This is a genomic window from Nocardia sp. alder85J (genome assembly GCF_020176955.2).
Classification (GTDB): Bacteria; Actinomycetota; Actinomycetes; order Mycobacteriales; family Mycobacteriaceae; genus Nocardia.
This window is the reverse complement of record NZ_JAIUCZ020000001.1, coordinates 160,317-173,649: the sequence shown is the minus strand read 5'-3', so window position 1 is coordinate 173,649 and position 13,333 is coordinate 160,317. Positions and strand designations below refer to the sequence as shown.

Below are 13,333 nucleotides of genomic sequence, written 5' to 3'. Positions count from 1 at the left end.
AGGTTCTCGCAATTTGGGATCATAGTTCTACTTTGATCATGAGTTTTTTGATTTCAACCCGAGGATCAGAGTGCTGTTCTAGCCTCAGGTGGCACGATGATCCGAAAGGCGAGAGCAATGAAGCAGGCGCCTGTCTTCTCCAAGGGTCGTGATCTCGACGCCACCGCGACCGCCCTGCGGGCGTGGCTGGCCGCCCGGCTGGATGTCCCGGCCGTCGAGATCGATCGACTCGACTACCCACGCGGCGCGGGAATCTCCAACGAGACCATCCTGATTCGAGTCCGGCACGGCGGGACCGCCGAGGAGTTGGTGCTGCGCATCGCACCCGCCCCGGAGTTCCAGATGTTCTTCGAACCGAAGTTCCGGATCCAGTACGACATCCTGGTCGCGTTACGACAGCACGGCGATGTCCGGGTCCCCGAGGCCCTGTGGTTCGAGGAGGACCCCGGCCCGCTCGGCCGGCCCTTCTACCTGATGCGGCGGATGACGGGCCGGGTGCCGGTCAGCATGCCGGTCTACAACCGCGAGGGCTGGCTCGCCGACGCCACACCCGAACAGCGAAGAGTGTTGTGGGACAGCGCCGTCGAGCAACTCGCGGCGGTCACCCGGGTGCCGGTGGCGGCGGTGCCGTTCGTGGACCGGCCCGAGCACGGCCCGACCGGCGACGAGCAGCAGCTGACCTACTGGCAGCGGTACATCGCCTGGGCGCTCGGCGACGACGTCCCGGCCACGGTGCGGACCCTGATGGGATGGCTGACCGAGAACCGGCCGGCCGGCGGCACGACCGTCCTGTCCTGGGGCGACGCCCGGATGGGAAACATCATGTTCGGCGACGACTTCCGCGTGGTCGGCGTGATGGACTGGGAACAGGCCGCGCTCACCGATCCGGCGGCCGATCTGGCCTGGTGGTTGCTGTTCGACGAGATGCACAGCACCGCACAGGATGTCGCACGTCTGCCGGGGCTCGGCACCCGCGCCGAGACCATCGACCGCTGGCAGCGCCTGACCGGGTTGCGAGCGGACAATCTGCTGTGGCACGAGGTCTTCGCGGGCCTGAAGGCGGGCCTGCTGAGCCTGCACACCGGCCGCTCGCTGCGGCTGCCGTCGGTGAAACCGCGCCGCGGGCCCTACATTCCGCACGTCTGCCGCCTGCTCGGCCTGCCCGATCCGGAGGATCTGTGATGACCCCCACCGAGGGGCCCGCCCCCTGCGACGAGGCCGTGGTGCTGTCACCGCGATGGCTCACTCCCGTCCTGGCACAACGGTATCCGGATGCCGTGCCGGTGCGTACGGAGGTGACCGAGCGGCTGCGCACCGTCGCCACCAAGCTGCGCTTCCGGGTCGAGTACCGCGACCGGACCGCCGCCCCACCGGCGTTGTGCGCCAAGGGATATTTCGATCCGGCCACCCGTGGCCGCGCCACCCGCGCCGAGGCCGATTTCTATCACCTCGCCGCCGGGCGGCTGCCGATCCGGACACCGCCCTGTGTCCACGCCGCCGTCGATCCGGACAGCGGCCACGCGCTGGTGCTGATGCACGATCTGGTCGCGGCGGGCGCGCGATTCCTGGACCCGCTGGTCGGTTACAGCGCGGACCAGGCCACCGGCACCCTGGACCAACTCGCCGCCCTGCACGCCGCGACCTGGGGGAACACCAAAAGTGAACTCCAGCAGCACTTCCCGCCCCGGCTGGCCGGCCTGTCGCGGGTGCTGCCCGCCGAGGTGCTGCAACAACTGCTCGACGACGGCCGCGCCGGGGACGTCCCCGCGCCGGCGCGCCGGGCCGACCGCCTGCTGGCCGCCATGGCGGCCATGGACACCCTGCGCGCCGGCCATCCGGGCTGTCTGGTGCACGGCGACCTGCACACCGGCAACATCTACGAACTCGCCGACGGCCGGCCGGGACTCATCGACTGGCAGGTGGTGCAGCGCGGCATCTGGGCGCTCGACGTCGGCTACCACCTCGCCACCGTCCTCGACCCGGACGACCTCGCCGCCACCGAACGCGACCTGCTCGACCACTATCTGGATCGGCTCGCCGCACACGGGGCCACACCGCCGCAGCGGGAGCAGGCGTGGTGGCTGTACCGCGCCTACCTGCCCTACGGCCTGTACCTGTGGGGTATCACCCGCGCGGTCGCCCGCCCGATCATCGAGCGCCTCACCGGCCGGCTGGCCGCCGCGGTCGCCCGGCACGACAGCCTGGGCCTGCTCGGCGTGTGAGCCGGCCACCGCCCGCACGCCACAGCCGGTTATCGCCGTTCCTCCGAACGACACGTTGGACGGACGGCCGCAGTGGGTATTCGTCCGGGACCACCCTGACCGAACGGTCGCTTGCGACAGTCGGCTTGTCGAACGGATGTGATTCTCATGCTGGACGCGATGATGGAACAGCACCGGCAGGTCCTCGGAGCGGAGCAGATACGGACCGCGCTGCGGTCGGGCTCGGCGACCGATCGGGCGCTGGGAGTCGTGATGGCGCAACGACACTGCGACCGGGCCACCGCCCTCGGCATCCTCCGTGAGATCGCGGCCCGGCGGCGCGTCGCGTTGGCCGTGGTGGCCGCGGAGATCGGCGGCGCCGCCGGGTGACCGCCGCCGAGCGGCGGATTCAGCGGTTCGCCACCTCCCGGACCAGCGCGCCCAGTTCGGGCAGCACCGCGTCGGCGACCCGGATCCGCCGCTGGATCAGGCCGTTGCCGAAGAACAGGTCGGCGGCGTGCTGCTGTTCGGCGACGAAGTCGGCCTCGATCGGCAGCAGGCCCCACGGCCGGGTGCGCAGCGCGTGCTCCCAGTCCGTGACCGGGCGGCCGTCGTCGGCGGCGAACAGCGCGGCGGCCTCGGCGGGATGGTCCCGGATCCACTCGTCGGCCGCCTGCAACGCCGCCACGATCGCCGCCAGTTCGGCGGGTCGGGCGGTCGCGAACGCGCGGCTGGTGAACCACAGCGAGCGGTGACTGAACAGGCCGTCGGTGGGGATCACCTCGCGCAACGACGCCTGCCGCTCGACCCCGGTGAGGAACGGGTACGACCCCACCCAGGCATCCACCTCGCGGTCCAGGAACCGTTGCGCCGCATCGGTGTACGCGTCGACCGGGACGATATCGGCCCAGCCCAGCCCGGCCTTCTCCAGGGCCAGCAGCAACAGGGTGGTCTGCCAGGAACCGTGACCGAGGGCGACCCGCTTGCCGCGCAGGTCGGCGGGTTCGTGGATGCCGGAATCGGCGTGCACGACCAGGCGGCCGTTCTCCACCCGGGGGCCGGACACCGCGAGATACACGATGTCGTGGCCCTTCGCCTGCGCGGTGACCGGCGGTGTGGAGCCGGTGCCGATGACGTCGTAGCCGCCGTCGAACAGGTGGTCGCCGTGCGCGGAGGGCAGACCGGTGGTCGGATCGACGCGCGGGTTGTCCAGGGTCCGCTGATCCACCCATTCGATATCGGGCAGGGACTGCTCGAGGAGGCCGAGATGCCGCAGCACCCACAGGGTGTTGTTCTGCGGGAAGTAACCGATGCGGATGGTCATCGCGAATTCGCCTTTCCGGTGCGATCTTTCAACAGGGGCAGGACGTGGCGGCCCACCCGGCGGGCCTCCTCCAGATGCGGGACGCCGGCCAGGATGAAGGCGCCGACACCCAGATCGATGAGCTCGTCCAGCCGTGCGGCGACCTCCTCGTACGATCCCACCAGGCCGAAGGCCGGGCCGGGGCGCAGCCGATGGAAGCCGCCCCAGACGTTGGGCTGCACCTCCAGCGCCCGGTGGCCGCCGGAGCCGGTGGCCGCGGCGAAATCCTGGCTGCGCCGCCAGCCGACCGAATCACCCTCCGTGCGGGCGGTTTCCGGTGCGGCCGCCCAGCCGAGGCGGATCTCCTCCCACGCCTGGTCCGCGGTCTCGCGGGCCAGCACGTCCACGCGCACCGCGAATTTCGGCGGCCGCGGGCTGTTCGCCCGCACCGCTTCGAATTTCGCGGCGAGCGCCTCGAACGGCTCCAGCCAGGACAGGTAGTAGTCGGCGTGCCGACCGGCGGCGTCGATCGCGGCCGGCGACGAGCCGGAGAAGTAGATCTCCGGAAACGGCTGCCCGGCCAGCAGTTCCGGCAGGCCGCCGTCGTCCACCCGATAGAACCGGCCGGCGTGCCGGAAGCCGCCGTCGCCGTGCCACACGCCCTTCAGCACGTCCAGGAATTCCGAGGTGCGGGCGTAGCGGTCGTCGTGCGCGGTGGCGTCACCCCACCACAGCTGCGCGGGCCCGCCGCCGCCGGAGATGATGTTGTAGACCAGCCGGCCACCGGTCGCCCGCTGCAGGGTGGCACTCATCCGGGCCGCCTGCACCGGATGCAGGAATCCCGGCTGGAAGGCGACCATGAAACGCCAGCTACGGGTTTCGGCGGCCAGCGTGGCCGCGGCCGCCCACGGATCGTCGGTGTGCGGGAAGGACGGCAGCAGCCCGCCGACGAAGCCGGACTCCTCCGCGGCCCGGATCACCTCCGCCATGTAGTCGGCGTGGGTGAAGCCGTCCCAGCCCCCGTCGCGGTGGCCGGGTGCGAGCGCGTCGGGCAGCTGCGGCGCGAATCCGCCCCGGCTGCTGCCCGGCCGCCGCAGTGAGGTCTGGTCGCCCTCCATCGCGATGCGCCAATAGATGTCAACCGACACGTGCGGACTCCTTCTCCCCCAGCCGATACACCTCGCCCGGATCGTGGTCGACCTCGACGAATCCGGCCGTGCCCCGGCCGTCGACACCGCCGAGGTACAGAGCGGGAAACGGATTGTCGGACAACGGCTTCGGCAAACCCTGTGGGGAGTGCCAGAATTCGCGCGCCACCGCCACGAACTCCGCCCGGCCCGGATCGTCGGCGGCCAGATGCCAGCCGAGCCGCCCACCGGAGAAGCGCTGCAAGGACGCCGACAGTTTCGCCGCGTACTGCGGGGTGGCGATCCCGCTGTGGATCCCGGCCACGATCTCCACGTACCGGGTGGCGCGCAACAGCGCCGCCGCCGTCACCAGCGACTCCGGACCGTCCGGATCGAACGGCACCAGCACGCCCGCCAGACCCGCCAGATCGGCGGCCCGAGCCAGCGCGAGCGCGGACGATTCGGGCGCCGGTCGCAGATCGGTGAGATGGACCGGAAGCCGCACCGGTTCCGGCGCGTCGGCCGCCCGGGGCAGCACGATATGTGTCATACGAGTCGAATCCTTTGCCAGACAGCGTGATTACGGCGGCAGTCGTCGCCGGTCCGCGGGACGCACAGCACGAACCGGACCGCGGCTCCGGTCATCCCGTATCCATCGGGTGCGACCGGCGCCTCTCGGTGGAACCGCTGCGTTGCCGCCTCCGGCACCCGGCCGGTCATGCCGCGGCCCCCGTGACCCCGAGGTCTGCCAGCAGGCGGCGGCGCAGTGCGGTGAAGTCCGGGTCGCCGGGATCGCGGGGGCGGGTGACGGTCACGGTCTCGTCGGTGACCAGGTGGCCGTCGCGCAGCACCGCGATCCGGTCCGCGAGCCGGATGGCCTCGTCGACGTCGTGGGTGACCAGCAGGACCGCCGGGTGGTGGCGGGCGCAGAGGTCGGCGACGAGGTCCTGCATCCGGAGCCGGGTCAGGGCGTCGAGCGCCGCGAAAGGTTCGTCCAGCAGCAGCAATTCGGGTTCGCGGACCAGCGCTCGGGCCAGGGCGACGCGTTGCGCCTCGCCGCCGGACAGGGTCGCGGGCCAGGCGCGGGCATGGTCGGACAGGCCGACCTCGGCGAGCGCGGCCAGCGCCGTCGCGTGGGTCGCGGCGCCGCGCGGCAGGCCGATGGTGACATTGCCGAGCACCCGCTGCGACGGGATCAGGCGCGGTTCCTGGAAGACCACGGTGCGGGCGCGCGGAACGAGCACCGTCCCGGCGTCCGGGCGATCCAGTCCGGCCAGGATGCGCAGCAGGGTGGTCTTGCCGGAGCCGCTCGCACCGAGCAGGGCCAGGAATTCGCCGCGCCGCACGGTGAGACCGATCTCGTCCAGGACGCGGCGGGCGCCGAAGGCACGGGTGAGCCCTTCGAGCCGGATCGCGTTGCCCGCCGGGCTCATCGGACGCCGCCCGCGGTACGCCAGGGCATCAGCACACGTTCCAGCGCGCGGATCACGATATCGGCGAGCAGGCCGAGCAGTCCGTAGATCAGGATGATCACCGACAGGATGTCGGTGCGGGAGAAGTTCTGCGCCTGTGCCATCAGATATCCCAGTCCCGCAGTGGAATTGATCTCCTCGGCGGCGATCAGCGCGATCACGCTGAGCGTCGTCGACAGCCGCAGCCCGGACAGCAACGCCGGCAACGCGCCGGGCAGCACGACACGAGCGACCACGGCCGTCCGGCTCAGACCGAAGGTCCGCGCGGCCTCCATCAGTTTCGGGTCGGTGTTGCGGACCGCGCCGAAGGTCGACACGTACATCGGGAAGGTGGTGGCCACCGCGATCAGGATGATCCGCGCCGACTCGCCGATCCCGAACCACACCATGAACAGCGGCACCAGCGACAGGAACGGCAGGGCGCGCAGCGTCTGCACGGCCGAATCCAGCAGATCCTCGCCGAGGCGCCAGGATCCGGTCAGCACGCCGAGTACCAGGCCGGTCAGCACGCCGAACAACAGCCCGGTTCCGGCGCGGCCCAGCGACACTCGCAGAGCGTCGGCCAATTGCCCACTGTCCCAGAGCTTTCCGGCGGCGCGCAACACCTCCGGCGGGGAGGCCAGCAGATCCGGGGTGAGCAGGCCGGTCGCCGAGGCGATCCACCAGACGGCCAGGATCACCAGCGGCCCCAGTGCCCGCAGCGCGATCGCCACCCCTCGCGGCCGGGGCCGGGGCAGCCGGACCCGCGGGGTGATCAGGTCGCCGTGCGCCGCCACGAGCGGCGGGGCCTGCACCGTGGTCATCGGTCCGCCAGCGCGGTGACATCGACCAGATGCGGATCGACGTCGAAGGCGCCGTCGAGGACCTTCTGGTCGGCGAAGAACTTCGCGACCTCCGCGAACGCCGCCTTGTCGGCGGCGGTGATCGCCGAGGTCGGCCCGGCCGCCTTCAGATATTCGATCTCCAGATCACGCTGCTTACCGTCGAAGGCGTCCGGACCGGTGCTGTGGAAGACGTTCAGATAGTCCGCCGGCTGCTGGGCCTGCCGCTGCTCGGCCTGGTGCAGATAGTCGTAGAACGCCTTCACCACCGCCGGATGCTGCTGCACGAACTCGTTGCGCACCGCCCACACCGCGTAGTTCTGCGAACCGATGTCGCGGCCGTCGACCAGGAAGTGCTCACCCGCGTTGGCGCGTTCGGAGACCGAGTAGGTCGCCCAGGTCGCCCAGGCGTCGACCTGACCCGAGTGCAGCACCGCCGCACTCTGATTGGGTTGCAGGTAGACCCGGGTCACCGCATCGGCCGGGACGTTGTTGCGGGCCAGGGCTCGCAGCAGCAGATATTCACTGGACCCGCCGTGCGCGACGACGACCTTCTTGCCGGCCAGGTCCGCGACGGTCTTGATGGCGGCGGAATCCTTCACGAGGATGCCCTCGCCGACGGCGTCCGGGGCGACCGCCGCGAACAGCCCGAATCCGGGCTTCTGCGCCAGCGCCGCGACCGCGGAGGTGATCGAACCCTCCGCGACATCGAGTTCGTTGTTGTCCAGTTCCTGGGCGGCGGGGGCGAACGGCCCGGCGCTGCCGGTCCATTGCACCTTCGCGCCGACCGTGGCCAGCGCGGCGTCCAGGCTGCCGTCCTTCTTGCCCAGCGCCAGCGCACCGGCGTTACCCGGATCGGGGATGCGCAGGGTGACGGTGGCGCCGCTCGCCGCCGGGCCGGTGTTCCCCGAGCCGGACGAGCAGGCGGAAACCACGGCGGTGAGCGTGAGCGCGGCGGCCAGCGCCAGGACACGGGTGACGGTCATCGGGTACTCCGAACTTCGGTGGGGACGGATCGGCGGCCGGCGCGCGCCGAGACGAGTGCCGCGGCGGCGGCCAGCGGTCGCGGGTCGGACCAGGCGGCGACGTCGACCGGCGCGGCCAGGAAGCCGTGGCCGCGCAGGAAGCGCTCCTGCCGGGCCAGCAGGTCCAGGCGCTGCCCGGACAGTTCCAGGCGCAGGTCGGCGTGGTCGGTCCAGGCATACGCCCCGGCGACGCCGGCCGCGCCCGCGCCGGTCTCGGCGGCCAGGATGCGCGGCACGTCGGCCGGGTTGGCGGCGGCCCAGTCGGCGGCCTCCAGCAGCACCGCGAGGAATCGCGTCACGATCTCCGGATGTTCGTCGAGCAGCCGCTGATGCACGGTGACCGGGCGCGGAGTGCCATTGTTGATCCGGATGTGCTTGTCCGGGAAGGCATCCAGATCGATCGCGGTCACCGCGTCGTAGCGGGCGGCGGCCTCGACGGCGAGGGCGCCCTTGACGTAGACCGCGTCGACGCGGCCGTCGCGCAACGCCTCGAGTTCGGCCACCCACTGGTCGGCGCCGGCCGCGGCATCGATGTCGACCCGGATCACGTCGGCGAGGGTGCGCCCGGCCGCGGCCAGCACACCGGCGAATCCGGCCAGCGCCATGGCCCGCCAGAAGTCGATGGCGATCCGGCGGCGCGGGACCGCGATGCGCCGCCCAGCCAGTTGCGCCGGGTCGGCCACGTCGTGGCCGCGGCGGACCAGGATCGCCTGCCGCTCCTCGATCCAGGTCAGGCCGATCAGCCGGGTCGGCTCGCCGCCGGCGCGCGCCCAGAGTGCGGGGACGTTGCCGCCCTCGCGGAACAGGCCGGTGAGCGAGTGGGTGTAGTGACTGTCGCGGCGGATCCCGGGCCCGCCGTCCTGCAACGAGCGGACGGCGAGCCCGTCGGCGGCGAATTCGGCTGTCAGCCAGCCCCGGTCGGCCGCGATCCCGGTGGCCGTCGGCACCGGGCACCGGGTGAACCACAGCGTGTCGAGCGTTTCCGGCGGGGCGGACGTGGACATCGCGGGACCTCCGAAGGCGCAACGGGTGACGGCGGCGAGCCCGGCTCGCTCGCGGATCCGCGGAAGACGGACCACTCGGCGCCCAATGCTGCCCGAGGATCTCCGGGTAGTCCATATTATGGAATCAGCGAGATTATAAGTCGCACTTGGAGATCAATACCTTCCACATTATGGAAGACTCGAGCGGTGGCCGAGGATTCGACGAAAACCCGCGACGGCGCACAGGCCGTGCACCGGACATTGGCGCTGCTGCACTGCTTCGGCGACAGCCCGCAGGAACTGTCCGCCTCGGATCTGGCCCGCCGCACGGATCTGCCGCTGTCGACCACCCACCGCCTGCTGCGGGCGATGACCGCGACCGGCTTCCTGGAACAGGACCCCGACACCGCGCGCTACGCGCTCGGACCGACCATGGCCGAACTCGGCCGCGCCGCCTATCACCGCCGCGGCCTGCACCGCGCCGAACCGGAACTGGCGGCATTGTCGCAGCGCACCGGCGTCACCGCCGACCTGGCCGTGCGCGTCGGCGCGCACGCGGTGATCCTGGTCGGCGGTTCGCTGGCCAACGACCACGGCCGCGCGCTGCGCCGACCGCTGCACTCGACGGCGCTGGGCAAGGTGCTGCTGGCCTGGTCCGACGAGGTGGACCGGGAGGTCGGCGCGCCGCTCACCCCGCAGACCGACCGCACCATCACCGATCCGCAGGCGTTGCGCGAGGAGCTGATCCGGGTCCGGGCCGCCGGATATGCCCTCAACGACGGCGAATCCGCCTCGGGCGTGCGGACGGTCGCGGTCCCGGTGCTGGACGCCGGCGATCACGCCCGCTTCGCGCTGGCGCTGCGCTCGTCGCCGGAGACCATCACCGCCGAGCGGCTGGGCTGGTTCGCCGAACAGGCCACAGCCTGCGCGACCGCGCTGGAAGTGGTACTGCTGCCGCCGAATCGGCGGCGAACCGGTCCGCGACCGGTGATCGCGCTGCCCTGACCGGCGCTCAGTAGGCGCGCAGGCCGCGATAACGCACGATCAGCAGGGCGGCCAGCGTGCCGAGCAGCCAGACGCTCAGTCCCACACCGGCGTTCAGGACGAAGCGGAGACTCCGGTCGATGTGTGGCAGCAGTCGCAGCAGGGGATCGTGCTGGGTGCCGTCGATCGGGGCGACCAGGTAGTACAGCGCGTACGGGAGGGCCAGGTGCCCGGCCCAGAGCCAGGTGGTGCGGCTGCGGCGGGTCCGCCAGCGGTGGATCAGCGGCCGGGTCTCCACGGCCAGCAGCACCGAGATCAGGTTGCCGATGCCGAGCCAGCACAGCAGCGGCAGCAGCACCGTGAACAGGGTGGCGAGCAGCCGCGTCGGCGGCAGCGAATGGGCCAGCACGGCAGTGAGGGCCAGCAGCGGCAGCCCCGCGATGACCAGCAGGGCCAGATTCTTCGTCAGCAGGATGCTGCGCACCGGCATGCCCGCGGCCATCCCGGCCCGCACTCGCGGCGCGTCCAGGCCGAGGATGTTGGTGGTGGTGACGTCGGCCAGGATGAACGTGGCGAAATAGGTGCCGACCAGCACCACCCAGCCGAACTGCCGATGCGGGTGCGCCAACGGCGACACCAGCAGATACAGCAGCGACAGCACCAGATTCGCGGCGACACCCTCCAGCCAGTACCGCGGCGAGTGGAACGACCACCGCACCTCGTCGGCCACCCGCCGGGCCAGCCCGTGCTCGGGGTCCAGCGGAATGCGCGCGGGGACCGGCCGATGCTCGGACCGCAGGTACGCGCGGACCCGCTCGCGGGCGGTGGCGGCCATTCGATCAGCCCAGCGAGTCGGCGAATTCACCCAATTGCTCTGCAATGACACCCGGTATCCGTCGCGGTAGCTGGTGGCCACCGGCCCCGACCAGTTCGAGCCGTGAGCCCGGGAGCCGATCGTGCAACGCGTGGGCGGTGGTGATCGGGACGACCTTATCGGCCGGGTCGGCGACGATCAAAACCGGTGGGCCCAGTTCGGCGACGCGGTCCAGCCAGTGGTCCAGGCCGTGCAGCAGTTCGCGCTGTTCGGTGAGGAAGCTGCGCCACACCCGGCCGTGCTCGTGCCGGATGCCCGCCAGGGCCTGCAAGGACTCGCGGGCCGGGGCCGCCGCGTGGCCCTGGACCTGCCGCGCCACCCAGGGCAGCACCGACCATGCCGCCATCGCCAGCGCGGGGCCCGCGACCGGTGCGGCCAGCAGTGCGTCCCAGCGGTTCACGCAGCCCGGTCCGATACTGGCGATGAGCACCAGGCCGCGCACCCGGTCGGGGGCCGCGGCGGCGGCTGCCAGCGCGACACCGCCCCCGTAGGAGTGCCCGACCAGGATCGCGTCGTCGATCTCGGCCTGCGCCAAGCGGTCCGCAAGCCACCGCGCGTTGCCGGCCAGGCCGGACACCGGCAATCGGTTGTCCCCGTAGCCCGGCCGATCCCACGCCACGACGGGCCGCGAGCCCGGCAGCCGGTCGGCCACCGCGTCCCAGTCCGCGCGGCTGCCCGGCTGCCCGTGCAGCAGAACCAGGTGAGGGGTGCCCATGGCGCTTACGGTAGTGGGCCGATGTGACGAGGACGTGGCGATGTCCTGTGCGGTGGCCGAGAGATCACCGGGCGGCGTGGCGGATCCGGAAATCCCGGTCGCGGGCGAGGTGTTCGAGCATGGCCCGGCGGGCCCGGTCGGCGTCGCGGTCGGTGATCGCGGCGAGGACGGCGTCGTGTTCGTCGCGACGCTCCGCCAACGGCCGGCCGTGGTCGCCGGAACGCCAGGGCGCGGCCAGTTTCGCCTGTGCCTCCAGGGTGTGCAACAGAGCGCCGAGGGTGTCGTTGTGCGCGGCCCGGCGCACCGCGTCGTGCCAGGCGTTGAGGTAGCGACGTACCTCGGCGGGATCGGTCTGCTCACGGGCGCGCTCCGAGATCTCTTGCAGGCGTAGCAGATCGGCATGGGTGCGGCGCTCGGCGGCCGCGGCGGCCGCACCCGACTCCAGGATCGCGCGGGCCTCGAAGATCTCCAGCGCCTCCTCCTCCGTGCGGATGCGCGGCACGAATCCCCGTGCGGTGCCGACCAACAGCCCTTCCCGCTCCAACAGCCCGAGCGCCTCGCGCACCGGCGTCCGCGACACCCGGAACTCGGCGCTGAGGGTGGCGGGCACCAGCGCCGTCCCCGGACCGTACTCCCCGGCCGTGAGCCGGTGCCGCACCGTCTCGTACACGGTGTCACGAGCGCTGGGGTTCCCGGTGCGCGCAGCCATCACGCCCCGGCGGCGCGGCCGCGCCGCCCGGCTCGGCCACGCCACCCGGCTCGGCCGCACCGCTCAGCTCCGCCGCACCGCTCACCTCGGCCGCACCACTCACCTCCGCCGCACCGCTCACCTCCGCCGCACCGCTCACCTCCGCCGCACCGCTCAGCTCGGCCGCGCCGATTTGCAGGGGCAGGGTTGGGTCGGCACGCCATTCGGACAGGGAGCCGTCGAACACCGTGACGTCGCCGCGGCCGATCTCGTGCAACGCGAGCGCCAGCCCGGCCGCGTTGATCCCGCCGCCGCAGTACAACACCGGTGTGCTCGCGTCCGGCAGGCCCAGTGCGGCAACCAGATCGCGGGTCCGCGCCGGATCGTGCCGGCCGTGCTCGTCCAAGGTGTCCGGGTAGGGCAGGTTGATCGAGCCCGGAATGTGCCCGGAGCCGGGACGATCCGGATCGCCGAGATAGTCGGGCAGGCGCAAGGCGCACACCACCGGACGTGCCGGATCCGGCTGCTCCGACAGTGCCCGGACCTCCGGCAATCCCGTGAAAAAGCCGGGCCGGTCGCGCGGCGTGACCCCGGCCGTGACCGAGACCGGCTGTGCCGCACCGGTTTCCACCGGAAGACCGGCGTCGGTCCAGGCCGTCAGCCCGCCGTCGAGCACGAACGTCCGCTCGAATCCGTAGGAGCGCAGCACCCACCACACCCGCGCCGCCCAGGCTCCGGACAGCCGGTCGTAGACCACCACCACGGACTCGTCGGTGATGCCGGATTCTGCTGTGACGGAACGGATCTGGTCCGCAGTCGGCCGCATGAACGGGAACGGCGAAGTGCCGTCGGAGAATTGCCGGAACAGGTCCGCGAACCGCGCCCCGGGGATGTGCCCCTGCTCGAAATCGGCCCGGCCGTCGGCGAACGGCGGCTCATCCCCGGTGCCGCGCCGGATGCTCGCGTCGAGGATCACCACCTCCGCCGCGTGATGACGCAACCAGTCGGCGGACACGAGCGCGGAACCGGTCGGCACCCCACCATCGATAGGTCCGGTCGCCGCACCGGCCCCCGTCGTATCCGTCACCACATCACCGCTTTCTGTGCCGGTCGGCACATCGCTGTCAGCATCGCCGATCC

General features: G+C 71.7%; 15 protein-coding genes. 4 read left to right on the top strand and 11 right to left on the bottom strand.

Translation table 11 applies throughout. From position 1 onward, the window contains the following. Nucleotides 1-117: 117 nt before the first annotated feature. The 3 genes from LBW94_RS00780 to LBW94_RS00770 all read left to right on the top strand — a co-directional run bounded on the left by LBW94_RS00780 (nt 118) and on the right by LBW94_RS00770 (nt 2,591). Nucleotides 118-1,182, top strand: coding sequence for a phosphotransferase family protein (locus LBW94_RS00780; RefSeq protein ID WP_225055935.1), 1,065 nt, complete (start codon nt 118-120; stop codon nt 1,180-1,182). Then, on the top strand, nt 1,182-2,222 hold the full coding sequence (locus LBW94_RS00775) for a phosphotransferase (protein WP_225055937.1): 1,041 nt from the start codon (nt 1,182-1,184) through the stop codon (nt 2,220-2,222). The genes LBW94_RS00780 and LBW94_RS00775 overlap by 1 nt, the downstream gene beginning before the upstream one ends. Nucleotides 2,223-2,369: 147 nt before the next feature. Next, complete coding sequence (locus tag LBW94_RS00770) at nt 2,370-2,591, top strand: ANTAR domain-containing protein (RefSeq protein WP_225055938.1); 222 nt, start codon at nt 2,370-2,372, stop codon at nt 2,589-2,591. A gap of 19 nt (nt 2,592-2,610) precedes the next feature. On the opposite strand, the gene LBW94_RS00765 is transcribed toward LBW94_RS00770, so the two are convergent. From LBW94_RS00765 to LBW94_RS00735, 7 genes are all read right to left on the bottom strand, one after another. Continuing rightward, entirely contained in the window at nt 2,611-3,525 is a 915-nt protein-coding gene (locus tag LBW94_RS00765; protein WP_225055940.1) for an ABC transporter substrate-binding protein, read from the bottom strand. Further along, nucleotides 3,522-4,652 (bottom strand): LLM class flavin-dependent oxidoreductase, encoded by a 1,131-nt coding sequence (locus LBW94_RS00760; RefSeq protein ID WP_225055942.1) that lies wholly within the window; start codon nt 4,650-4,652, stop codon nt 3,522-3,524. Before LBW94_RS00760 ends, LBW94_RS00765 begins: the two co-directional genes overlap by 4 nt. Further along, nucleotides 4,642-5,181: an LLM class flavin-dependent oxidoreductase gene (locus LBW94_RS00755; RefSeq protein ID WP_225055944.1), complete on the bottom strand. Its 540-nt coding sequence runs from the start codon at nt 5,179-5,181 to the stop codon at nt 4,642-4,644. Before LBW94_RS00755 ends, LBW94_RS00760 begins: the two co-directional genes overlap by 11 nt. Nucleotides 5,182-5,347: 166 nt before the next feature. After that, complete coding sequence (locus LBW94_RS00750) at nt 5,348-6,064, bottom strand: ABC transporter ATP-binding protein (RefSeq protein ID WP_225055946.1); 717 nt, start codon at nt 6,062-6,064, stop codon at nt 5,348-5,350. Beyond that, entirely contained in the window at nt 6,061-6,906 is an 846-nt protein-coding gene (locus LBW94_RS00745) for an ABC transporter permease (protein ID WP_225055947.1), read from the bottom strand. The genes LBW94_RS00750 and LBW94_RS00745 overlap by 4 nt, the downstream gene beginning before the upstream one ends. Next, complete coding sequence (locus tag LBW94_RS00740; protein WP_225055949.1) at nt 6,903-7,910, bottom strand: ABC transporter substrate-binding protein; 1,008 nt, start codon at nt 7,908-7,910, stop codon at nt 6,903-6,905. Before LBW94_RS00740 ends, LBW94_RS00745 begins: the two co-directional genes overlap by 4 nt. After that, nucleotides 7,907-8,953 (bottom strand): ABC transporter substrate-binding protein, encoded by a 1,047-nt coding sequence (locus tag LBW94_RS00735; protein WP_225055951.1) that lies wholly within the window; start codon nt 8,951-8,953, stop codon nt 7,907-7,909. The genes LBW94_RS00740 and LBW94_RS00735 overlap by 4 nt, the downstream gene beginning before the upstream one ends. Nucleotides 8,954-9,139: 186 nt before the next feature. Between LBW94_RS00735 and LBW94_RS00730 the strand changes: the two genes are divergently transcribed. After that, on the top strand, nt 9,140-9,937 hold the full coding sequence (locus LBW94_RS00730) for an IclR family transcriptional regulator (protein ID WP_225055953.1): 798 nt from the start codon (nt 9,140-9,142) through the stop codon (nt 9,935-9,937). 7 nt (nt 9,938-9,944) lie between these two features. Here LBW94_RS00730 and LBW94_RS00725 read toward each other — a convergent pair whose 3' ends face one another. From LBW94_RS00725 to LBW94_RS00710, 4 genes are all read right to left on the bottom strand, one after another. Next, nucleotides 9,945-10,751 carry a hypothetical protein gene (locus LBW94_RS00725; protein ID WP_225055955.1) on the bottom strand — a complete coding sequence of 269 codons (807 nt, stop codon included), beginning with the start codon at nt 10,749-10,751 and terminating at the stop codon, nt 9,945-9,947. Nucleotides 10,752-10,755: 4 nt separating this feature from the next. Beyond that, nucleotides 10,756-11,505, bottom strand: a complete 750-nt coding sequence (locus tag LBW94_RS00720; protein ID WP_225055957.1) for an alpha/beta fold hydrolase — start codon at nt 11,503-11,505, stop codon at nt 10,756-10,758. 64 nt (nt 11,506-11,569) lie between these two features. Next, nucleotides 11,570-12,175, bottom strand: a complete 606-nt coding sequence (locus tag LBW94_RS00715; RefSeq protein WP_266269461.1) for a GntR family transcriptional regulator — start codon at nt 12,173-12,175, stop codon at nt 11,570-11,572. 4 nt (nt 12,176-12,179) lie between these two features. Beyond that, nucleotides 12,180-13,280 carry a sulfurtransferase gene (locus tag LBW94_RS00710; protein WP_266269459.1) on the bottom strand — a complete coding sequence of 367 codons (1,101 nt, stop codon included), beginning with the start codon at nt 13,278-13,280 and terminating at the stop codon, nt 12,180-12,182. Nucleotides 13,281-13,333: the final 53 nt, after the last annotated feature.